This window comes from Marinilactibacillus piezotolerans, assembly GCF_900114235.1.
Taxonomy (GTDB): Bacteria; Bacillota; Bacilli; order Lactobacillales; family Carnobacteriaceae_A; genus Marinilactibacillus; species Marinilactibacillus piezotolerans.
This window is the reverse complement of record NZ_FOSJ01000014.1, coordinates 32,055-54,612: the sequence shown is the minus strand read 5'-3', so window position 1 is coordinate 54,612 and position 22,558 is coordinate 32,055. Positions and strand designations below refer to the sequence as shown.

Here is a 22,558-nt window from a genome sequence, read left to right as displayed (position 1 = left end):
TATGATCTTTTGATCATTGATGAAATAGGTTATTTACCAATTCAAAAAGTTGAAGCTAACCTTTTCTTTCAACTATTAACGATGCGTTACGAAAAAAAATCAACAATGATTACGACAAATATTATCTTATCTCGATGGGGGGAGCTATTTCAGAATTCTGAAATAGCCGCCGCCATTCTTGATCGCTTGGTTCACCATGTTAAAGTCTTCAAGATTACTGGAAAATCATATCGTATGAAAGGGAAAATATAAATGGACTTCTAAATTAGACTGTCAAAAACCTACATTTTTATTCTGTCATAAACCTACATTTTTATACTGTCCTTGACATTTATATTTAATTATTAGGTGTTTCTTGTTAAACTTTCTGCAAGAACCTGCATAGGATCAATCAGTGGGATTGTTACATCTTCTTGTTTTAAGGCTAGTTCTATCTCTGTACACCCTGAAATAATCACATCTACACCCGCATTGATCAATTCTAACGCAGCTTCCTGAAGTAGTCGTTTAGGAACATTTCCAATATTTCCTTGTTTAATTCCTTCTGGACCGTATATAGCTTCCATAACTTTTGCTTTTTGAGTATCGGGACTTGGATAAAAAATCTCAAATGCATCCAGCTTGTTTTGAAAAAGTTCAGTTTTACGAGTTCCGGTTGTACATAATACGCCAACTTTTTTTATGTTATTTGGATCTTGTCTTAGATACTTATTCAACTCGGCAAATACGTCTGCAATTGGAATAGTTACTTCCTTTTGAACTTCTTTCAAGAAATAATTGGAGGTTATACACGGAACAGCAATGACATCAGCACCGGCTTTTTCCACATTTTTAGCAGTTTCTATCAAAGCTGGCAGTGGACTTTCGCCCTCTCCTAGTATCGCTTTTGTTCTATCAGGTATCTTAGGATTGTTATCAATAAATATCCTAAAATGGTCTTGATCCTTTTTAACTCCTTTAGTCGAATGAATCAATTTGTAGAAGAAACTAGCTGTTGCTTCCGGTCCCATTCCGCCTAAAACACCGATCACTTTTTCCTGTTTATTCACTGAGCATCTTCCTTATTCAAAAAAGACTCGTCTATTCCAGCAACTCGCTCTTTCAAGGGTGCGAGTATAGCTTCTGCATCTAATTCAGGTTTCATTTCGACAAGCTGGTTCAAGATATATTTAGCTCCAAAGTCCATTCCTTGTGCTCCCCCCATTACAATCAAATCTCCTGCCTTCACTTGTTCAAGGCTTGACTGTAAAGCATCCGGCATTTCATGGTGCAACTCAACTTCTACACCAGCTTTTTCCATCGTTTTTTCAAATGCTTCAAGCTCTTTTGGTGTCACTATATCTTTACTTGTTACATGAGATTCGCTTAAAGAAACAATTACTTTTTTCAAGCCCAATTCTGGAACCCATTTAGCCAAGGTCTCTGCATTTTCCAGGTTTGTTGTCACTCCTCTGCTTCCACGAATCGCATAAACTAAATGTAAATCGTTGTAATCCATTTTTGTGAGTGTTTCTAACGTTACGTCAATATTTCCAGCATTAGCAAAATGATCATCTACTATTTTAAAATCATTTTCATAAATAAACTGGAATCTGCGTTCTACACCTTTGAAGTTTCTGATTCCTTTCTGAATCGTTGGGATAGAAACACCACTGATCAAACCAATGGCAATTGCACTCATTGCATTATAAACAGAATGATATCCAGCTACTGAGAGTGTTACTTTAAAAGAAGATTCCTTTATCCAATCACCATTCACTGTTTGAAAAGGTCGTTTGATTTCAACTGTGAAGGTTCCTCTTCCTGTGGACAAATCAATATCTGAACAATATAAATGCCCATTATCATTTTCTATACCGTACGTGACAGTAGTTGCTTTTGTTTCCTGGGCTAACGATGCGGAATGAGCATCGTCTAAATTTAATACTGCAAATTCATCGGCAGAAGCTTCTCTGATCAGACTTGCTTTCGCATTATAATATTCTTCAAAGGAACCATGAAGATCAATGTGTTCCCGACTGATATTGTTTAGCGCTACAATGTTAAAGTCAACATTTCCTACCCTTTTCAAATCTAACGCAGAAGAAGAAACTTCCATTGTTACATGAGAAATATTTTCGTCACGCATTTTCGCAAAGTATTCATGCAAGTCAAGTGACTCAGGGGTTGTTAAAACGCTCGGAATCAATGTCTCACCGAATTTGACCATAACTGTACCCATAAGTCCAGTTTTCCAGTTGTTTTCTTCTAAAATTGCATTAGTCATAAATGATGTAGATGTTTTACCATTGGTAGCTGTTATTCCAATAACATTTAAGTCTTTAGAAGGATGATTATAATACTGATCACCAAGAGCTGCTAGCGCCTGACGGGAATCATCAACTAAGTATTGGGCAACATGAAGATTCGGGACAAATTCTTCTACCACAAGCGCTGCTGCCCCACTTTGAACTGCCTTTTCTGCGTATTGATGTCCATCTGTTTTATATCCTCTGATACAAACAAACAGTGCATCTTTTTTTACTTTTTCTGAATGATAAGCCACTTCAGAGACCAATTGATCATGATGGTTTTTCGATTCTTTTACTTCAATTGCATCAAGTAAAGTTGATAATTGAATCATTAGTCGTTTCTCCTTTTCAGTTTAACCTTCTAATTTAAGCGTTTCTTTTCTTAACTTTACTCACTATACGTTTCACGAATTTGCCTATGAATCGGATGCCCGGTTTCGGATCATCACTTGACCAGATAGCTCCGGTTTTGTTGGCTTTATAAGATCTGATTATCTGACCCCAAGTTAAGTCTCCCGCTTTTACATAAGCTCTTGAAGCATGCAAGTCCTCATACATATAGTGGAAGACTTGTCCTGTATCTTCTTTGATGATTCTAGAACCGATTGGTTGACCCGTCAATTCTTTATAAGCTATCAAGGGCATATTCAGTCCCACGTCTGCAATCATCTGATTGAAATTCGTGGTTCTTACATTAATTTCAATTAGGTAATATTCACCAGTATCTGCATCTTTCTTGAACTCGATTTCTGCGAACCCTTTATATCCTAACTTCTCTAAGAAAGGTGCGCCAATTGTAAAGAGTTCCGGAACGTAACGCTGTTTTGTATATACAGATGCTCCAAAATGAATTGGATACTGACGATGTTTCTGGGCTGTCATCCAGTGAGTCACCTTAGACTCCTGATTCAAATAGGCATCAAATGTATACATGTGATCATCGAATCCTTGAACTAGTTGTTGAACAACAACTTCGATATGTGCATCTTCAGATCTCTTCAAAGCTTCTTCCAATTCAACCCGATCATGTACTTTGAATAATTTTTTACGAAATTCAGCAACAAATATAGTGGAATCAGCCGGTTTCACTAAGCAGGGATATCCCAAATCAGATTCAACTACCTCGATCAAATCTGGTCGAGTTGTTTGAATCGTTTTAGGTACACGTACCTGATGTTGTTCCGCTAAAATATATAAAGAATCTTTATCGATCAGACGCGTCCATAAGCCTTTTTCTTTTTGTGTAATTAGGAAATATTCACCTAACTCATCTAAATACTCATCTATAAACTCTACATATGGATCCGCCGTCGGATACAGAACAGGCTTATAATCTTGTTTTCTCGCATATTCAATTAAAAAATCTTTTAATGCAGAGCTTTCTTTTTTATAATGTGGTCCAATCAGTTGTTCAGATAAATACTTTGAATGAAGTGCATAAGCTCCTTCTTTCTGATATTCCACTGCAACCACGGGTACTCCTGCACGACCTAAGCATCGAATGATACTTAATCCAATATAATAATTTGCTCCTAAAACGACTGCTTTATGTTGTTGTGTCATTTAAATTCTCTCTTCCTTCATAAGCGTTCACTTTGAATAGTTTCCATGCATAGATCTCAAAAATACGGATTGGTACTCAATTAATACGGATCTACACACGTTCACTCATTATACATCAAACTGCAAGATTTTTGTAGAAGTACCAACTGTTTCATTAAGGTAAATTCTTAAATTTTAACTACAAGTTCTAATTATTTGCAGCAAAGCTGATAGATTGCTTCTGCATATATATCCATTGCTTTATATAGTTCTTCTAATATTATTCCTTCATTCTCCTGATGTGCCAAACTCGGACTTCCCGGAAAGTGCGCACCAAAAGCAACCATATTCGGCATTGATCGAGCGTAAGTAGCTCCCCCAGAAGTCATCGGTTCTTGATGATCGCCTGTCTTATCTTTATAAATGTCCATTAAAGTTTTCACTAGCAAACTGTCTTTAGGAACATAAAGTGACGGCAGCTCATCATACTTCTGATATTCCAACCCATAATCTGCTGCTACTTCTTTTAACTGTTTAACTAATTCTGTTGAGGAAAATGAAACCGGAATTCGCATATCTATCATTATTTCAGCGTGGTTTTCATCGATTCTTAAAGAAGCTACATTAAAAGTCAGTTGCCCAGAAATCTCATCACTAATTTTACCAAAAATACTAAATCCATTTGCTTCCTCTCCTACCTTTTCTGCTAAAAAAGAAATAGCTGGATGAGGCTGAAAAACAGCTAACTGAGTTGCTAGTAAATTGATTGCATTAACGCCCTTAAAAGCCGTACTTGCATGCACAGACTTTCCATATACAGTGATTTGTTCATCTGTCAGTTTATATTGGATTCCTTTTTGAGAGAATGCTTCAGCTAGGGATTTCTTTTCAACACCTTGATAGTCTGCTGCTGCCGGCACAACATTAGGAGCTCCTGGGCAATTCAGTTTCACTTTATCAGAGCCGGGACCAGTCAATTTGAATTGTAGCAGTCCTTTTTCTGCGTAGGTAAGTGGAAATGCCCCATCTGGTACAAATCCCATATCAGGTATTTCTTCATATTGTTTGTACCTATCCATTCCACGCCATAAACTTTCTTCATCTGTTCCAAATACAAATCTCAATTTACGATTGAAAGTTTCTCCTGCATCTACTAGTGCTTTAAACGCATATAATACTGCAATTGTAGGTCCTTTGTCATCTTGCGTTCCTCTTCCATACATTACGCCATCTAGTTCCGTTGCCACGAATGGAGATGTGTGCCATTTTGCGGTATCACCTTCAGGTACTACATCTAAATGACATAAAATACCGACCGTCTCTTTACCCTCTCCGTAATCTGCATATCCATAATATCCTTTGGGATCGTAGTAAGTATCCATTCCTAATTCTTTGCATAACTGGAGTGTTTCTTTTAATACCCGATCAATTCCTTCTCCAAATGGAAATCCCCCTTCTTCTGACTCGGCTTGCGTAATATATGAAGGAATATTGACTAGCCTTTCTAAAGAAGACAAGCTTTGCTCTTTAATCACTTGAGTAATATAATTTTTCATTTCATTCTCCCTCTATGTATACTTTGCTTCAACTTTCTTGAATTTCATATTCTTTTTCTTCTTAAATACGTTACTAGTTTGTGTGAAAAAGTCAAGCTTTAACATAAAAAAACCGTCTTTCCTTTTTGGGGAAAGACGGGTTCAATTACTTTTTTTGTGATAAGCTTTTTCTGTTTTTTAATTTATACTTTTACTTCATTTTTAACTTCAGGTTTCCAGAATCCTAAAATTATTGCTGAAATAATTGTTCCAATAACTAATGCAAGTAAGAATAAGAGTATATTATCTCCTAATCCAACTACGAAGATACCACCGTGTGGTGCTGGGATAGCTGTATTCCATAATTGACTCAATCCCCCACCAACTGCTGCTCCAATGACTGATGACCCTATTACGCGCATTGGATCTGCTGCTGCAAAGGGAATAGCACCTTCTGTAATGAATGATAACCCTAATACAAAGTTAGATAATCCTGATTGTCTTTCTACATCAGTAAATTTATTTTTAAATAACACTGTTGCAAGCGCTATTGCTAATGGCGGAATCATACCACCCATCATAACTGCTGCCATCAAACTACCATCGCCAGTATCCGTGAAAATTCCGATTGAGAATGTGTAGGCTGCCTTATTGAATGGGCCACCCATATCTATTGCCATCATACCACCTAGAACAGCTCCAAGTAGCACTGCGTTTCCCGTACCTAAATTTTCCAAGAAACTAATCATTGCTGTATTAATAGTAGAGAATACTGGACTGATAATAAAGAACATTAACAATCCGGTTGCCAACAGACCTAATACCGGGTACATCAGGATTGATTTTAATCCTTCAAATGACTTCGGTACTCCACGAAGTGATTTTTTGATTAAGTTCATAACATAACCAGCTACAAAACCACCAATTAAACCACCTAAGAATCCAGCGTTACTATCAACTGCCATAATACCAGCTGTCATACCAGGTAACAGCCCCGGACGGTCTGCAATACTATAAGCAATATAGCCGGCTAAAATCGGAATAAGAAATTGGAATGCTGAGCTTCCAATCGTATTAAATGAATCAAACAAGAAATTATTGTCCATCGGTATACGGTCAAACATGAATGAAATCGCCATGATAATCCCGCCACCAACAACAAATGGTAACATATGAGAAATACCGTTCATTAAATCTTTATATAGCGTATTCCAAGCGCTTCCGCCCTCTTCTTCTGAAGCATTATTATCAACTGCATCTCCGTCCACTCTTAATACGGGCGCTTGTTGATTCATTGCCTTGGTAATCAGTTCTTCTGCTTTATTGATTCCTTCGGCAACTGGACGTTGCAAAACATGTTTACCATTAAAACGAGCAAGTTCTACTTTTTTATCCGCTGCGATAATCACTCCATCGGCACGACGGATTTCATCAGCAGTCAATTGATTCTTCGCTCCATCTGATCCGTTTGTTTCAACACGAATTGTCACACCCATTTCATCTGCTTTACGTTTCAAAGCATCTTCTGCCATGTAAGTATGTGCGATTCCAGTAGGACATGCTGTAACTGCTACAACGAATTTTTTATTTGCTGAATCACTGTCTGTGCTTGGTGTTACTTCTTTAGTATCTTCTTCAGATTCTGCAAAGATTGTTTGAACATCTTCTGGAGTAGTCGCTTGGTCCAATTGTTCAAGTACTTCTGGATTGACTAATTTACGAGATAATGAAGCTAACACTTGCAAGTGTAAATCATTCCCGCCTTCTGGAGCAGCAATCATAAATAAGTAATGCGTTGGCTGTCCGTCTAATGATTCATAATCTACTCCTTTAGAAGACTTAGCGAACAACACTGCTGGTTCTTTTACTGCTTTATTCTTAGAATGCGGCATTGCCACGCCATCACCTAATCCAGTTGAGGTTTGCGCTTCACGTTGCATGATGCCTTCTTTGTATGTTTCTTTATCAGAGATGACATCTTTTTCTGCTAGACGCTCAATCATTTCATCGATTGCAGCTTCTTTTTCAGTTGCTTGAAGATCTAATATCATTAGGTCTTTTCTTAATAAGTCGTTGATTTGCATTTAATTTTCCTCCAGTACTTTGATTTTTATTTGTGAAAGCAGTCCTTCTATTTTATCTTTTGTTGCCAAATCTTCTTCAAATGCTGTTGCGCTTCCAGACGCAATACCATATTTGAATGCTTCTAGAGAATTTCCTGTTTGTTTCAACATACCTGTAAATCCAGCTACCATTGAGTCTCCTGATCCCACGGAGTTTTTCAGATTGCCTTTAGGAGCTTTTCCATGGTAAACACCTTTTTCGGTAAATAGCATAGCACCTTTTTCTGCCATCGAAATAATTACATGTTGTGCTCCGGCTTCAACTAATTTTTTACCATAAATTTTCATGTCCTCTTCTGTCTTAAGTTTGACATCAAACAATTCTTCCAATTCGTGGTTGTTTGGTTTGATCAGTAATGGTTTTGAGAATAAAGCATCTTTCAGCTCTTTTCCCGTAGTATCGATCACAAATTCCGTTTCAGTCTGTTTCAATTTCTCAATGATTTCTTGATAGAATTTTTCTGAAAGCCCTTTTGACTTACTTCCTGATAGGATAACGACATCTTCTCTGGACAAGTTTGAAAGAATATTCAATAATTCGTTCGCTTTTTCTTGAGATATATGAGGGCCAAGACCATTAATCTCTGTTTCGTTGCTGCTTTTTACTTTCACATTGATACGTGTATCTTCTTCTACTTGAACGAACTCAGTTATGATATTTTCTTTTTTTAAAGCATCTTCAATGAACTTACCGGTAAAGCCACCGATAAAGCCCAATGCTTTATTTTCTATATTTAACTGCGATAATATTCTAGAAACATTGATTCCTTTTCCGCCTGGGAATTTGCGATCTTTCTGGATACGGTTCACTGCTCCAGTTTTTACTTCATTATCCATATAGACTACATAATCGATCGATGGATTCAGTGTAACGGTGTAAATCATTTAGTTCTCTCCTCTACCACTCGCGTTAAGTTTGCAAGTTCCCTATTTTCTTCTGATAATCGAGTTGTAATAATCGTACAATCTTCAATATCACTTACTTTAACGAAACTGACTTTTCCGAATTTAGATGGATCAATCAACACATATGCTTCACCCGTCTGAGCGATTGCAACTTTTTTCATAATTGCTTCTTCTAAATCCGGGGTCGTATACCCGACCTCTTTATCTATTGAATTCATTCCCAGGAAAGCGCGACTGAATCGATAACCTTCCATCTGTTCCTGTGCCAAGGTACCGATGATCGCTTTTGTATTCTGCTTGATTTTTCCACCAAGTAAAATTGTCTCGATTTTCAAGTCTGTTAGAAGTGATGCATGAGGGACACCATTTGTTACAACCGTGATCTCTTTATCTTTCAAGTAAGGGATCATTTCAAACGTAGTCGTTCCTGCATCTAAGTATATCACTTCATGATCTTGGACAATGTCAGCTGCCATCTTAGCAATCGATTGCTTATCTTGAACGTTTTTGACCGTTTTTTCTTCCATAGTGTCTTCAGTAGAAATCGCCACTTTTCTCTTTGCCCCACCATGAATTCGAATCAACTCACCATCCGCTTCAAGCTGGCTCAAATCTCTACGAATCGTCGATTCCGAATGATGCAATGTATCTACAAGCTCTTGAACAGTAATCGTATTCCTTTGGTTGATCTGTCTAATGATATAAGCGTATCGTTCTTCTGTAAGCACTTACTTCACCTCTCGCTAATAATATAACATCCAATACGATCAAAATCAATCAAAAAATGTCTTTTTCTTTCATTTATGTCACTTTTTGTTCACGGTTTATTTTTAAATGAAATCTACCTATGTATCTATTTAATATAATATTGCAGCAATACTATTGCTTTTATCTCTCAGCTAGCTATAATTACTTGGTATCACATTTTATTTATATTTAAATTTGCAATTATTAAAAATTTTATTTTATTTTATTTTTTCAGACAGGAGGAATTATTTTAATGAAGAAAGACATGACTACTGGAAGTCCCATGAAACTGATATTAAGCTTTACTGTACCTTTGCTGATCGGCAATCTATTCCAACAGTTTTACAATATGGCTGATTCTTATATCGTCAGTCAGACTGTTGGAGTGGAAGCTTTTTCGGCTATAGGATCAACAACCAGTTTGCAGTTCTTGATTATTGGTCTTGCGATTGGTTTAACAGCTGGCCTTTCCGTAATTACAGCCCAACGTTTTGGTAGAAAGGATGATGCGGCACTTAGAAAAAACTTAGCAGCTAGTGTCGTTATCAGTATTGTAATTGCCCTTATCCTTACTCTATTGACCACTACTTTTACAGAAGAAATTTTGACTTTGATGCAGACGCCTGCAGAAACCTACCAATATGCATACGATTATTTGAATGTAATCTTCTGGGGGATTGGGGCTACACTCCTATTCAACTTACTTGCAAATCTTTTGAGAGCACTAGGAGACAGCAAAACTCCTCTCTATTTCTTAATATTGACTTCCATCTTAAATATCGTACTTGACTATATTCTGATTCTCTATTTTAATATGGGAATCAGAGGTGCTTCTGTCGCTACGGTAATTTCTCAAATTGTTTCCAGTATTTTATGTCTGATATTTATCTGGCGAAAAGTTCCCTTGCTTAGAATTCATAAAGAAGACTGGACCTTTAACTGGATTGAATATAAAGAACACTTAAGAATCGGTTTACCTTATGGCTTTCAGTATTCTATCATAGCAATCGGAGCTGTCGCTATTACTGTTACCCTGAACAAATTAGGCGCAAATGCTGTGGCTGCTTTTACAGCTGCTCAAAAAATCGATACTGTTGCTATGTTACCTCTACAGTCTTTTGGTGTTACTATGTCGACGTATGCAGCACAAAATTATGGGGCACGTAAACTGAACCGAATCTGGTACGGTGTAAATCAGGCTATTAAACTGAGTTTGTCCTATAGTATAGTAATTGGTATTGTTTTATTAATATGGGGTAGACAATTAGCATTACTTTTTGTAGGCACAGGTGCATCAGCTGAAGTTGTCAGCATGATTCAACAATTCTTTTTAGTAAATTCAACGTTGTATGCTGTATTATCTTTACTCTTTATTTACCGGCATACTCTTCAAGGCTTAGGAAACAGCTTAGCTCCTACAGTAGCAGGGGTCGGAGAATTAGTTGCACGAGCTGGTGCAGCAACTTTATTATCTATCCCTTTCGGATTTTTAGGTGCTGCTTTGTCAAATCCTTTGGCATGGATTGCGGCATTAGCTCCACTTGCCACTGCTTATTATTCAACTAGACGAAGCTTGTCAGGCCGTGTATCTAACTCTTTAGAAGATATCGAAGCTATTACTCCTGAGTTAAAACCTCAAAAGGTCAAATAATTAATCCCATTAGAAATCTAAAGCCATCTTCCTCTTAACAGGAAGATGGCTTTTTTATCTATTGTATTTTCCTATGTAAAGATTGTGAAATATAAAAATTATTAATCAACATTTTCTGTTCATTTTTTTGTCGCATTTTCATAAAAACCTATAAATATCAACGTTTGGCTCTATGAAAACAATGAAAACGCATAACTTTTATAACCTTCAAATCCGTTCACATTCCTTTCACAAAGAATATTTCAAAAGGGGTTGTATTCTTTTAAAAAGCGCCTATACTTGTCAAAAGTGTTAACAATAAATATTATTCGATACACCTTATAACAAAGAAATAAATCACTCATTGGCTAACTTAACTATTTATTTATTACTGAACTTATTCATAAGCCAACCTAAATAATGAATTATTCGAAAATGACTCAAGCATAACTGGAGGTTATCATATTGTACAAAGACATGACTAAAGGCAACCCACTTAAATTAATCGTAATGTTCTCTATCCCACTTATCTTAGGAAACTTATTCCAACAAATGTATCAAATGGCAGACACTTTCATTGTTAGTAAAACAATCGGTGTCGAAGCTTTTGCAGCTGTCGGAGCAACTGGTAGTATCAACGGATTAATCTTAGGACTAGCAATTGGATTAACTGCAGGTCTATCTGTATTGACAGCACAACGTTTCGGAACAAAAGACGAAACAAAAATCAGACAGAACCTAGCAGCAAGTGTTATTATTTCTGGAACTATGAGCGTAATCCTGACTATTGTAGCAGTGATCTTCACTCGTCAGATTTTAGAATTCATGAACACACCTGCTGAATTGATTGAACATGCTTACAGCTACCTAATTGTATTGTTCTCTGGTATCGGAGCAGCTGTAATGTTCAACTTGATCTCAAACATCTTACGTTCTATTGGAAATAGCCGTGCCCCACTAGTATTCTTAATCATTACGTCTATTTTGAATATCGTTTTAGACTTAGCATTTATTCTTGTATTTGACATGGGTGTAGCCGGAGCTGCTTTAGCAACTGTTATTTCTCAATTTGTATCTAGTATCATTGGATTAGTTTATATCAAGAAAAATGTTCCTATCTTACGTATTCATAAAGAAGACTGGGCTGCCGGGTTCAAACAAATTAAAGAACATTCAGCAATTGCATTCCCAATGGGATTCCAAAGCTCAATCATCGCTATTGGATCTATCGCTATCCAAATGACTTTGAACAGCTTAGGACCTGAAGCTGTTGCAGCAACTACTGCAGCTCAAAAAATCGATGGTATCGCTACTTTACCACTTGTTTCTTTTGGTATCACAATGGCTACTTTCTCAGCTCAAAACTACGGCGCTGGCAATATTGAGCGTGTATGGCAAGGTGTACGCACTACATTAAAAGTTGTATTAACTTACAGTGCTGTTATCGGTCTAGTATTAGTGTTCTTTGGTCGTCCACTTGCTGCACTTTTCGTAGGATCAGGAAACACAGAAATTCTAGACTTATCTCATTTGTACTTTGCAACAAATGCGCCATTCTATTTCTTGCTTGCTATGTTGTTTATCTACCGCTATACACTTCAAGGACTTGGAAAAAGCACTGCACCTACAATGGCAGGAATCATGGAGTTATTCTCTAGAGTCGGCGCTGCATTACTGCTTTCAAACTCTTTAGGATTCGCGGGGGTTACACTTTCTAACCCGCTTGCCTGGTTAGCTGCACTTGTTCCATTAACTTTCTCTTACTACAGTTTGAAACGTCGTCTAGATGGAACAGAACGTCCAAAACTATTACCAAAATTAGCAGGACTGATCCGTTAAATCCTATTTAAAAAGCATGCTCCCTACTTTTAACAGAAAGGGAGCATGCTTTTTCTAATTCAAAATACATCTAATATTCTTACTTTTAAAGTAAAGTGACATCCCTCTCTTCATAGTATAGTTCACTTACATTATTGTTCATAAATACTTCCAACATTAAATCAAAGCCTTCAACAGTCCTTTCTTCTTTAAGAGAAGTTACAGGTACCCATTTTACTTCTCCTTCTTCAGAAGATTGGATTTCTCCTTTATATGTATGCGTACGATATAAGAAAACGACATAGCGCTCATCAAGTTTTGTCTGAAATTGTTTTACCCCACATAACGACAGATTGGATACTGTCAATCCCGTCTCTTCTTTTACTTCTCTAATGGCTGATTCTACAAAAGATTCATGCGCTTCTACTTTACCACCCGGAAAAGCAATACCTTTCCAACTTTTTAAACGATTTTGAACCAGTACATTTCCTTCACCATCTTCAATCATCACCATATTCGTAAAGATAGTATTTTCCATAATCAACATCCTGACTACTCAACCTTTTTCTTATAGTATAACAAACTTTAGAAAAAGCTGTTGACTTTAAAAGTGTATGCACTATATAATACAGCTGATAAGTTTATTATGTATTGATTACACGTATAGATTTTTTTGCATTTAGTGTATTAATAATTTAATACACTAATGTTTCTTTTATTGATTCAGAATAGAAATTTTTATTTTATACAAAATACGTGTACCCAATATTTCATCTGAAATATTTTCATCCTACTCAATTGAAAATCACTTCATTTATAGAGAAAGGAGTACTGCATATGGATTTGATTTTAAATAAACGTGATCCGATTTACTTACAAGTAATTCATTTTCTTAAAAAAGAAATTGTAGCCGGACACTTGCGTCCTGGAGAAGAAATTCCCTCTAGAAGACAGCTGGCTAATGATTTAAAGATAAATCCCAACACCGTGCAGCGAGCATACAGTGAAATGGAGGCAGAAAATTTGATTCATACTGAACCAAATCGACCAAGTAAAATAACCGAAGATCCAAATGTTTTAAGGCAGCTAAAAAGCGAATGGGTAAATCATGCCGTAAAAGATTTCGTTAGTGCTATTCGAAATGTAGATATCTCTATAGAGGAAGTAACAGAGTTGATCACAACCGAAATGAATCATACTAAAACAGGAGGTTAAACAATGTTAGAAGTTATAGATATTCATAAAAATTTTGGAAGAAAAAAAGTATTAAATGGGGTTTCTTTCACTGCTGATAAAGGAGATATTACCTGTCTGATCGGAATTAACGGAGTCGGCAAAACAACCATATTGAATTCTATCATGAATTTAACACCCATTAAAAAAGGAGAAATCTTGATTGATGGACAGCCGCAATCTCCCAGTATGTATAATAAGATTGCTTTTATCCCAGATGCTTCTATTATATTGCCAGGTATGACCGTTCAGGAAGCAATTGATTTTATGAAAGATTATTATTCTGTCTGGAACGATAAGCGAGCAAAAGATTTGATCCGTTTCTTTCGCTTGAAGGCAACTGATAAAATACAGGATTTATCAAAAGGAAATCAAGCGAAAATTAATTTGCTTGTTGGTTTATCTTTGGATGTGGATTACATATTGATGGATGAGCCTTTTTCGGGAATCGATATTTTTACGAGAGAACAGATTGCAGAAGTTTTCAGCAGTCGTTTGGTGGAAGATCGAGGTGTGTTGATTACCACACATGAAATTGCTGACATCGAGCACTTGATCGATAAAGTGGTCCTTCTTGATGATGGTGCCATTATAAAAGAATTCTATGCTGAAGAAATGAGAGAAAACGAAGGCATGTCTGTAGTAGATGTCATGAGGGAGGCTTTCAACGCATGAAAAAGCAATTACAATATTTTATTAGGTTAGTGAACTTTGAGTTTGAGCGGATGTACAAATTTCTATTAGGTATTATGATTATTCTAATTTTATCAAACTTTGCTGGATACATTATAGGCCCGCTTAATTATGTTAGTAAAGCAAATGAAACGATGAAATTAGAATCATTAAGTACTACACAATATATAGAAACTTATGGTTCATTTTCGTTAGAAACCCTTACAAGATCACTTTGGATTCTTGGTCCAATAGCTTTAGGCATTATAGGTTTTTTATTCTATTCTATCTTTATCTGGTACCGGGAATGGTTAGGAAAAAATACATTTATCTATCGATTATTAATGTTGCCAACATCTAGAATGCATATATACTTTGCCAAACTACTCATTATTTTCGTAGGCATCTTTAGCTTACTATCTTTACAGATCATTTCACTGTGGATTGGTAGTTTCATAATATCCAGTTTAACACCACCAGAATTTTTTAGTGCTATGACTGTAAGTGAAGTTGTTAGAACGGGAATTATTTTCCCTATGATTCTTCCTAATACTTTAGAAGTATTCTTAGGAATTTACAGTCTAGGCTTAGTAGCTATTTCAGTTTTATTTACAATCATCTTACTTGAAAGAAGTTACCGTATTAAAGGCTTCCCCCTTGGGATCTTTTATGCTCTAGCAAGCATTGGATTTATAATTTCTCCAAATTTAGTCTCATTAATAGCTAAAAATAATTATATTCTATTTAATTCTGAATTAATTATTATAGTTGTAATTTTTGCTCTTATTGTTGGTTTAGTCTCCCTGCTAATTAGTAGGTATCTACTGAAAAACAAAATCACTGTTTAGAAAGGACTGAAAAGAATGTCAAAATATTTAAAGTTGATTGCTTTCTTAAGTTTTACTGTAGTGACAATGAGCGTGTACAGCATTATGCAAGCAATGGCTCAATCTGTTGAACCTTTAGAGTTGATCACACTTGAAGGAGATGAAACATACGCAGACGACCTTTATCTAGCTGGATATGTAAATTCTGATGTCAATACATTAAATCCAGGCTTTACTTATGGACATGGAAAATTCAACTATGTTGCAGACCTATCTTTTTTTAATCAGCTCGATCACTCATTAAATCCATTAGTCAATGAATTAACAAATGAATATCGTTCTTTTTTAAGAGGAAAAAGTCCATATGCCACTTTTAAAGAATCTGAAACACAAATTGTTTATACAGGAACAGCGGCAGATGTCTATTGGTCTGGAGAGTTAGACAATCAATTAATTATTTCTGTACTGGATAAACTTACAAGCGAAGAAACTTCCTATACACTTTCATTGCCGGAAGATTCGGAAAATTCTAGTTATCTAGATGTAAGGGATACTTATATTCAATATCCAAATATGTATTTTACAATCGGTTCTTATAATGTAGCTACTGAATCCAATGAATTTAATATATACGCTGTAAATTTAGAAGCGGCAGAACCGCAATTAGAGCTTATACGGTCTATCGATCCGCAATTAAATGAAGTGAACGGTGGAGATTACGAGCAACAAAATCTTGATTCAAGATATCTAGAATTAACTTCAGTTGATTACGAAACAACTGGTCAGCCAGTTTCTGGAGAACTGTATATTTATGATTATATAGAAGATAAAATGCTCAATATTCCAGATCTGGAGACATTGAACTCTCCTCGGATTCTTTCTTCTGCAGCAGGTCTCTTTATCCTGAATCCTACGGAACAAAAATATGAAGCTTATCAAGCGGACACAGCAACTGATCCAGTTAGCTTATCTAAAGTCAGTGAGATTAGTTCTTCTGGTTCAAACAGTCAATTAATCCCATCTTTTATCTCTAACGGTCTTCTTTATTCTTATGAAGAATCCTATACAGACATAACCTCCCAAATCGGAAATTATACGATCAACATACAGATAAATGATCTCAACACTGGAGAAGTTGTCTACCGTGGCGAGTTCGTTTCACCTGATGAACAAAACAATGATGTTCATGTTGATTATCTGGATCAATTTGGGTTAATAGAATAACCCGCTTTCTCAGCTATTCTCTGATACAATATATCAGAGAATAGCTTTTTCCTTTATTCTTTACTGTTACTCTATACTAAGGGGCACGGATATGAACACTTCTTTTAAACTGAAACAATTCAACTCAAACAAGGAATCTCTTTCACCAAATTTACAGAATCAACTGTCGCCGATTCTCTCTAAACTGCACTCTAACTGTTATCGCCAGATTATTGCTGCTTCCAAAGATAAAAGCACAATCGGCTTAGCCTTAAGTTGGGAAAATCCATTTCATCCACATGCAGATTATCTGAAAGTTTACTTAGATGAGTCTGCACAAGAAACGAATGCTCTACAAAAACAGCTTCTTACTCAACTAGAACAAAACGCTACATCTTCTTCAGATCGATTCATCTATTCTTTAATGAACGATCAATATAATATCATTTCATTACTTGAATCCAGTGGTTATGAATTGATCAGAAAGACCTATGAACCTACATTGGCTATCGATGATTGTCTAATTCATATAACTGAACCTTCTCATTCCACTGTTCTCACTTACAAAGAGGCTCTGAGTAATTCTAGTTTAAAGGTTGAACTTTTTCATCTGCTGAAGAGAAACTACGTAAATACTCATCAGGTTAATCCAGCAGCTGACTTGACACTTTCAGAATGGGAATCACTTTTTTTACATGAACAACCTGATCTGGACTTAAGTCTCATTGGATTGACCAATGGATCCATTTCTTCTTATATTACAGTTTTTCCAATGGATAATACTTCTGTTGAGATTGGCTGGATGGGATTAGAAGAACAAAAGCCTGCTTCATATTCAGAATTAAAGCAACTCTTCAAATCTCAATTAAAGTTAATGGAAACAAAAGGCATTCAAAATATTGAACCTGAGATCGATACGACAGACCATTACGCTTTCAATCTGTTTTCCTTTTTAGCATTCGATGAACTAGACTCCTTTGATACTTACCGGAAACTTATTTAAATGAGATGCATAATAAAACCATTCTTTTGTCCTCCGTTTCAGGGCTAAAGAATGGTTTTTATATTTGCTTGTTTTATTAGAGGTCACCACTTGAGAAAAATCGATAATTTTGTGGAGAGATAAACCCTCGTCTTGGGCAACCTGCATTGTACTCTGTTAATTGATTTTCAATATACTTTTCTCCCACCTCTTTCGACATGTTCCCAGAAATCTGTCACTTTAGCGGCGGTATAGTTCATATAGCTCTATAGGATCTGGCTTAGGAAAGCTTTTGTTCTTTCGTGTTTTGGATTTTCGAAGAATTCTTCCGGTCCAGCCATTTCGACTACCTCTCCTTTATCGAATAAGACTAATCGATCTGCTACTTGGCGGGCAAATCCCATCTCATGAGTTACTACAATCATAGTCATACCAGATTCAGCCAGGTTTTGCATAACATCCAGCACTTCATTGACCATTTCTGGATCAAGTGCTGAAGTAGGTTCATCAAACAGCATAATTTTAGGTTGCATTGCCAGCGCGCGGGCAATTGCCACACGTTGTTGCTGTCCACCGGATAACTGACCCGGATATTTATCGGCTTGTTCTGGTATTCCAACACGTTCTAAGAGATCCAAAGCTATTTTCTCTGCTTTATTTTTCTTCCATTTTCTAACCCAGATGGGTGCTAATGAAATATTCTTTAAAATTGACATATGTGGAAAAAGATTAAATTGCTGAAATACCATACCCGTTTCTTTACGTATTTCTTCAACATTCTTTAAATCATCTGTTAATTCAATATGATCAATTTCTATTTTTCCACTTTGAAATTCCTCCAATGCATTCAAAGTTCGAATAAATGTAGATTTCCCTGACCCTGACGGACCAAGTATGACAATAACTTCTCCTTGTTTTACAGTTAAATCTACATCTTTTATTACATGAAGATCACCAAACCATTTATTTAATTTCTCAACTTTTATAACATCTTCTCTTTCTTCTAATGGTTGGGTTGGTTTTTCGATCTGCAGTGTCTCTTCCATTTACATACCTCTCCTTTGCTTTTAAATTTTTACCTAATAATCGCTATTACTTTTTTCTTTAATTAACACTTCTAGAAAGTTTTCGCTCTAAATATCGGCTCACATAAGCCATTAAATAACAAAAAATAAAATAAAAAACAGCAACAAAGATATACAATTCCATGTATCTTCCAAGATATTCCGGGTTATTTGATATTCGTCTAGCTGTTCCTAGAAAATCTGCCAATCCAATAATTGCCACCAAAGATGTATCTTTCAGAATCGTAATAAACAGCCCTACTAACGCTGGTATAACCGCTTTTAATGCTTGTGGTAAAATAATTAAAAATGTTGTCTTGAATTTATTTAACCCTAATGCTTGTGCCGCTTCATATTGCCCTACAGGAAGTGACTGTAATCCGCCCCGTACATCTTCAGCTAAATACGCGGCTGCGAAGAAGGTGTAAGCAATCATTGCACGTGTTACATTATCTATTCCCGTTTCTCCACCTAAAAAAAGTGGAATTAACATCTGCCCAATAAAAAGCACCATAATCAGCGGCATCCCTCTAATCAATTCAATATAGGCGATACAGAAATATTTCACTGCAGGAAGCGTACTTCTCCGGCCTAGAGCAAGTAGAATCCCTAAAGGGAAACACCCAACTATTGAGATAGAAGCAAGAATAACAGTCAGTAGCCATCCACCCCAATAACGACTTAAAACTGGTGTGATAATCCCACCAAACCCAGTAATCAATCCAAGCGTTAACGGTAGAAACAATATCCATAAAATAATAACAGGAATTTTTAGCCTTTCAAGTTTATTGCCGAAAAAGTAACCTACAGCAATCAACATAATACATCCAGCTAAATTAATAGACGTGTTTACTGTAGTCCATGGAATAACAGCAAAGATAAAGTAGACACTTCCAAAAGTAAAAGCAACTGCTTTTCCAGCACCTTTCCATAATCCCCAAGTTAGTCCAATCATCAGAGAGGCATAATATAAGCCAAACCATAATCGCCAAATTTCTTCGAGTGGATACTGTCCAATCATCAGAAGTCTCAAATGCACATAAACAACATCCCAACTATTTGTAATTACAAAAGCTGTGACTTGATAGAGTACAAAAATGGAAAAAATAATTGTCAATATAGTTAAAAGTACATTTTTCCATCCATCAAACAGATTTTTTTTGATAATCCAACTTATTTTTGCTTTTTTATTATCTTGTAAACTAGTCGAATCTCTTCCTTTTAACTGATTATTGACTTTTTCTTCTTGCTGAACATTATCGCTATACATTATCTTCACCTACCTTTCCACTAATTGAAATTTTTTATTAAAGTAGTTCATGAATAATGATGTAGTTAAACTAAAGAATAAATAAACACTAATCATAATAATAATCACTTCAAGTGTCCGACCTGATTGATTCATTACTGTATTTCCTACTCCTACTATCTCTTGAAAACCCACTGCCATTGCAAGAGAAGAATTTTTAATTATGTTCAAATATTGGCTTGTCATCTGTGGAATAATAATTCGAATAGCTTGCGGAAAGATAACCAAACGCATAGCTGTGGCCGACTTAAATCCTAATGCTTTAGTCGCTTCTGTCTGACCTTTAGGTACAGCTTGAATTCCTCCACGAACAATTTCTGCAATATAAGTTGATGCGAAAATGGTTAATGCTAATAATACAGATAAGAATGGTGTCGTTAATGAAGCCCCTCCCGTCACTGCCGTTCCCGTATGATCTGGTATAATCACGCTGACAGGTCCTACACCAATAATAAAGAATGTAATAATTGATAAGAATGCGAACGTACTAAATGCTGAAAGAAATGGATGAATATTTTTCCCTTCTTCTATTTCTTTTTTCATTAAAAAATTAAATATACTGATACTGATAACCAAATAAATGACAATTAATATCAGCCATATCCATGTATTCTCATTCCCGCTAAACCAAGGAATAACGGCTCCTCGATTAGATAAGTAAAAAGGGCCAACCTTAATTGCTTCCTGAATTACTGGAAGTGGCAAGAACACTGCAAAATTTAAAATGAATATCTGCAATAATAAGGGCGTATTGCGAAAGATATCAATGTAGATTGAAGCTACTTTACTCAGTAGCCAATTGTTCGACATTTTTGCAATCCCTACCACTACGCCTATAATCGTAGCCAGGATTATCCCAAAAAAGGAGACGCGCAATGTACTAACTATTCCTACTAATATTGCCCGTCCATACGGATCATTAGTTCCATAATCTATCATCGCTTCGTTGATATTGAAACCTGCTCTTAAGTTTAAAAAATCAAAGCCAAATTGAATTCCCATTCGATTTAATCCAATTCTCGTATTATGAATCAGTATCCATAGCAGAGTCCCCATTACCAACACAAATATAATTTGAAGTACGATAGGGACTATTTTTTTATTCCTCCATAAAGGAACAATCCTCTTTTTTTGTGAAGCCATCGTCATTTCACCTCTTTATGAATATAAGTTTTTGAATCTACTTTAGTAATATATCTTTAAAATTTAAAAGAGACCTGTTATTGTAACAAGTTAGCAGGCCTCTTTCAATGTATGAACTACGAATCGTACGTTCCTTTTGTTCAATCAATTTATTGTATTAATTAGAGATGTGAAGTATGCTTAAAATTTCCTTTTAAACATCATCTAAATGGCATAGAATACTGTAATCCGCCATCTTGATATAATGCGTTCATTCCGCGAGGAAGATTGAATTCAGTATCTGGTCCTAAATGACGATCATAGATTTCCCCGTAGTTGCCTACTTGAGAAATTGCTTGATAAGCAAAGTCATCTTCTAATCCCAGCATACTTCCTAATCCACCTTCTACGCCTAATAAACGTTGAATATCGGGATTATCACTATCCAAAAAATCATCAATATTATCTTGCGTAATTCCAAACTCTTCTGCTTGTATCAATGCATAGACGATCCATGTTACTGCATCTTTCCATTGGTTATCTCCATGTAATACGGCTGGTGCCAACGGTTCTTTCGATAGCGTTTCTTCTAGTATGATATGATCATCCGGATTTTCAAGCACTGCAAAACTAGATACTAAACCGGAGCGGTCAGTGGTCCATGCATCAATAGATCCTGCTTCATACGCAGCAAGCAATGCATCACGATCATCAAACGTTTGCGTATTATATTCTACTCCTAATGCACCTAACTGATCAGCTAAGTTTAATTCAGTAGTTGTGCCTGTTTCTACACCAATTGTCATACCTTCTAATTCTTCTAATGTCGATATTCCTGCACTTTTAGGAACCATCATGCCTTGTCCATCGTAAAAAGTTACTGGCGCAAAATCCATCCCGACATCAGAATCACGGCTCGTCGTATAGGTAGTATTTCTAAGTAGTACATCTACTTCGCCAGTCTGAACCGCTGTGAATCTTTCTTGTGCAGAAAGTGGACGAAAGTTTACTGCATCTGCATCCCCTAAGACAGCTGCCGCAATTGCTCTAGCAAAGTCCACGTCAAACCCAGTATATTCTCCATCGCTGTCTACATAACCAAATCCTGGTAACTGATCATTGACACCTGCGTTCAATTCTCCACGATCTATTACTGTATTCAAAGTATTACCCGAACTTGTACTACTTTCAGTAGAACCTTCTTCAACATCCCCACTTGCACATGCCGAGAGCGTCACCGCTACTGCGGCACCTAATAAATACTTAAAATATTTTGACATTTTACTACTCCCCCTATAGTTCTAAAATCTATACAATTTTTTCTTTTCACTCCACTAGAAAAGAAAATCGCTACTTGCTACAAAACGAATAAGTATTATATATATTGAATTTTTTGTAAAAAATAATTTGTATTAGCAACATATTCACAAGTAACTAAATTAAGTATACATTGCTTCTTTAAATAAAAAAAGGACTTTTATGAATTTTTTTTAATTTTTAACCAATCATTATCAAACAATACCCTCTATTACATCTCATTTTATAGCTGTTTTA

The 22,558-nt window shown here is 36.0% G+C and carries 20 protein-coding genes; 8 read left to right on the top strand and 12 right to left on the bottom strand.

The window, feature by feature from the left end:
- Window positions 1-252, top strand: a 252-nt coding sequence (locus BM212_RS05145; RefSeq protein ID WP_177206341.1) for an ATP-binding protein, incomplete at its 5' end; no start/stop codon positions are given.
- A gap of 92 nt (window positions 253-344) precedes the next feature.
- Here the strand turns inward: BM212_RS05145 and cuyB are convergent.
- The 7 genes from cuyB to BM212_RS05110 all read right to left on the bottom strand — a co-directional run bounded on the left by cuyB (window position 345) and on the right by BM212_RS05110 (window position 9,125).
- Complete coding sequence (gene cuyB / locus BM212_RS05140) at window positions 345-1,049, bottom strand: cysteate racemase (RefSeq protein ID WP_091896930.1); 705 nt, start codon at window positions 1,047-1,049, stop codon at window positions 345-347.
- Window positions 1,046-2,623, bottom strand: coding sequence for a Mur ligase family protein (locus BM212_RS05135; protein ID WP_091896928.1), 1,578 nt, complete (start codon window positions 2,621-2,623; stop codon window positions 1,046-1,048). Before BM212_RS05135 ends, cuyB begins: the two co-directional genes overlap by 4 nt.
- A gap of 34 nt (window positions 2,624-2,657) precedes the next feature.
- Window positions 2,658-3,854, bottom strand: coding sequence for a carboxylate--amine ligase (locus BM212_RS05130; protein WP_091896926.1), 1,197 nt, complete (start codon window positions 3,852-3,854; stop codon window positions 2,658-2,660).
- Window positions 3,855-4,045: 191 nt separating this feature from the next.
- Entirely contained in the window at window positions 4,046-5,389 is a 1,344-nt protein-coding gene (locus BM212_RS05125; RefSeq protein WP_072693536.1) for a M20 family metallopeptidase, read from the bottom strand.
- Window positions 5,390-5,571: 182 nt separating this feature from the next.
- Complete coding sequence (locus tag BM212_RS05120; RefSeq protein ID WP_091896924.1) at window positions 5,572-7,452, bottom strand: PTS fructose transporter subunit IIABC; 1,881 nt, start codon at window positions 7,450-7,452, stop codon at window positions 5,572-5,574.
- Window positions 7,453-8,376 carry a 1-phosphofructokinase gene (gene pfkB, locus BM212_RS05115; RefSeq protein ID WP_091896922.1) on the bottom strand — a complete coding sequence of 308 codons (924 nt, stop codon included), beginning with the start codon at window positions 8,374-8,376 and terminating at the stop codon, window positions 7,453-7,455.
- A complete protein-coding gene (locus BM212_RS05110; protein WP_072693539.1) occupies window positions 8,373-9,125 on the bottom strand; it encodes a DeoR/GlpR family DNA-binding transcription regulator in 753 nt (250 codons plus the stop codon). Before BM212_RS05110 ends, pfkB begins: the two co-directional genes overlap by 4 nt.
- Before the next feature lie 272 nt (window positions 9,126-9,397).
- On the opposite strand from BM212_RS05110, the gene BM212_RS05105 reads away from it, so the two are divergent.
- Together BM212_RS05105 and BM212_RS05100 are read left to right on the top strand one after the other, a co-directional pair.
- Window positions 9,398-10,795, top strand: coding sequence for an MATE family efflux transporter (locus tag BM212_RS05105; RefSeq protein ID WP_072693540.1), 1,398 nt, complete (start codon window positions 9,398-9,400; stop codon window positions 10,793-10,795).
- Window positions 10,796-11,239: 444 nt separating this feature from the next.
- Window positions 11,240-12,613, top strand: coding sequence for an MATE family efflux transporter (locus tag BM212_RS05100; RefSeq protein WP_232226921.1), 1,374 nt, complete (start codon window positions 11,240-11,242; stop codon window positions 12,611-12,613).
- 85 nt (window positions 12,614-12,698) lie between these two features.
- Here BM212_RS05100 and BM212_RS05095 read toward each other — a convergent pair whose 3' ends face one another.
- Window positions 12,699-13,139: an 8-oxo-dGTP diphosphatase gene (locus tag BM212_RS05095; RefSeq protein WP_091896920.1), complete on the bottom strand. Its 441-nt coding sequence runs from the start codon at window positions 13,137-13,139 to the stop codon at window positions 12,699-12,701.
- A gap of 290 nt (window positions 13,140-13,429) precedes the next feature.
- Here BM212_RS05095 and BM212_RS05090 point away from each other — a divergent pair, with 290 nt between their 5' ends.
- The 5 genes from BM212_RS05090 to BM212_RS05070 all read left to right on the top strand — a co-directional run bounded on the left by BM212_RS05090 (window position 13,430) and on the right by BM212_RS05070 (window position 17,530).
- Window positions 13,430-13,807: a GntR family transcriptional regulator gene (locus BM212_RS05090; protein ID WP_091896917.1), complete on the top strand. Its 378-nt coding sequence runs from the start codon at window positions 13,430-13,432 to the stop codon at window positions 13,805-13,807.
- A gap of 3 nt (window positions 13,808-13,810) precedes the next feature.
- On the top strand, window positions 13,811-14,500 hold the full coding sequence (locus BM212_RS05085) for an ATP-binding cassette domain-containing protein (protein ID WP_091896914.1): 690 nt from the start codon (window positions 13,811-13,813) through the stop codon (window positions 14,498-14,500).
- The gene (locus tag BM212_RS05080) at window positions 14,497-15,345 is read left to right on the top strand and encodes a hypothetical protein (protein ID WP_091896911.1); all 849 of its coding nucleotides are present in this window, start codon (window positions 14,497-14,499) and stop codon (window positions 15,343-15,345) included. Before BM212_RS05085 ends, BM212_RS05080 begins: the two co-directional genes overlap by 4 nt.
- 15 nt (window positions 15,346-15,360) lie before the next feature.
- On the top strand, window positions 15,361-16,548 hold the full coding sequence (locus tag BM212_RS05075) for a hypothetical protein (protein WP_091896908.1): 1,188 nt from the start codon (window positions 15,361-15,363) through the stop codon (window positions 16,546-16,548).
- A 91-nt stretch (window positions 16,549-16,639) separates the two neighbouring features.
- The gene (locus BM212_RS05070) at window positions 16,640-17,530 is read left to right on the top strand and encodes a hypothetical protein (RefSeq protein WP_091896905.1); all 891 of its coding nucleotides are present in this window, start codon (window positions 16,640-16,642) and stop codon (window positions 17,528-17,530) included.
- A 245-nt stretch (window positions 17,531-17,775) separates the two neighbouring features.
- Here BM212_RS05070 and BM212_RS05065 read toward each other — a convergent pair whose 3' ends face one another.
- The 4 genes from BM212_RS05065 to BM212_RS05050 form a co-directional block, all read right to left on the bottom strand.
- Window positions 17,776-18,555, bottom strand: a complete 780-nt coding sequence (locus tag BM212_RS05065) for an amino acid ABC transporter ATP-binding protein (protein ID WP_091896902.1) — start codon at window positions 18,553-18,555, stop codon at window positions 17,776-17,778.
- Between the two features lie 58 nt (window positions 18,556-18,613).
- Complete coding sequence (locus BM212_RS05060; RefSeq protein ID WP_091896899.1) at window positions 18,614-19,843, bottom strand: amino acid ABC transporter permease; 1,230 nt, start codon at window positions 19,841-19,843, stop codon at window positions 18,614-18,616.
- A 9-nt stretch (window positions 19,844-19,852) separates the two neighbouring features.
- Entirely contained in the window at window positions 19,853-21,025 is a 1,173-nt protein-coding gene (locus tag BM212_RS05055) for an amino acid ABC transporter permease (RefSeq protein ID WP_091896896.1), read from the bottom strand.
- 200 nt (window positions 21,026-21,225) lie between these two features.
- Window positions 21,226-22,284 carry an amino acid ABC transporter substrate-binding protein gene (locus tag BM212_RS05050; protein ID WP_091896893.1) on the bottom strand — a complete coding sequence of 353 codons (1,059 nt, stop codon included), beginning with the start codon at window positions 22,282-22,284 and terminating at the stop codon, window positions 21,226-21,228.
- Between the last annotated feature and the right edge of the window lie 274 nt (window positions 22,285-22,558).

Excerpts from the sequence above, each read along its gene's own strand:
- BM212_RS05135 (WP_091896928.1), bottom strand. The coding sequence starts at position 2,623 with ATGATTCAATTATCAACTTTACTTGATGCAATTGAAGTAAAAGAATCG.
- BM212_RS05130 (WP_091896926.1), bottom strand. The coding sequence starts at position 3,854 with ATGACACAACAACATAAAGCAGTCGTTTTAGGAGCAAATTATTATATT.
- BM212_RS05125 (WP_072693536.1), bottom strand. The coding sequence starts at position 5,389 with ATGAAAAATTATATTACTCAAGTGATTAAAGAGCAAAGCTTGTCTTCT.
- BM212_RS05120 (WP_091896924.1), bottom strand. The coding sequence starts at position 7,452 with ATGCAAATCAACGACTTATTAAGAAAAGACCTAATGATATTAGATCTT.
- pfkB (WP_091896922.1), bottom strand. The coding sequence starts at position 8,376 with ATGATTTACACCGTTACACTGAATCCATCGATCGATTATGTAGTCTAT.
- BM212_RS05105 (WP_072693540.1), top strand. The coding sequence starts at position 9,398 with ATGAAGAAAGACATGACTACTGGAAGTCCCATGAAACTGATATTAAGC.
- BM212_RS05095 (WP_091896920.1), bottom strand. The coding sequence starts at position 13,139 with ATGTTGATTATGGAAAATACTATCTTTACGAATATGGTGATGATTGAA.
- BM212_RS05090 (WP_091896917.1), top strand. The coding sequence starts at position 13,430 with ATGGATTTGATTTTAAATAAACGTGATCCGATTTACTTACAAGTAATT.
- BM212_RS05085 (WP_091896914.1), top strand. The coding sequence starts at position 13,811 with ATGTTAGAAGTTATAGATATTCATAAAAATTTTGGAAGAAAAAAAGTA.
- BM212_RS05080 (WP_091896911.1), top strand. The coding sequence starts at position 14,497 with ATGAAAAAGCAATTACAATATTTTATTAGGTTAGTGAACTTTGAGTTT.
- BM212_RS05075 (WP_091896908.1), top strand. The coding sequence starts at position 15,361 with ATGTCAAAATATTTAAAGTTGATTGCTTTCTTAAGTTTTACTGTAGTG.
- BM212_RS05070 (WP_091896905.1), top strand. The coding sequence starts at position 16,640 with ATGAACACTTCTTTTAAACTGAAACAATTCAACTCAAACAAGGAATCT.
- BM212_RS05065 (WP_091896902.1), bottom strand. The coding sequence starts at position 18,555 with ATGGAAGAGACACTGCAGATCGAAAAACCAACCCAACCATTAGAAGAA.
- BM212_RS05060 (WP_091896899.1), bottom strand. The coding sequence starts at position 19,843 with ATGTATAGCGATAATGTTCAGCAAGAAGAAAAAGTCAATAATCAGTTA.
- BM212_RS05055 (WP_091896896.1), bottom strand. The coding sequence starts at position 21,025 with ATGGCTTCACAAAAAAAGAGGATTGTTCCTTTATGGAGGAATAAAAAA.
- BM212_RS05050 (WP_091896893.1), bottom strand. The coding sequence starts at position 22,284 with ATGTCAAAATATTTTAAGTATTTATTAGGTGCCGCAGTAGCGGTGACG.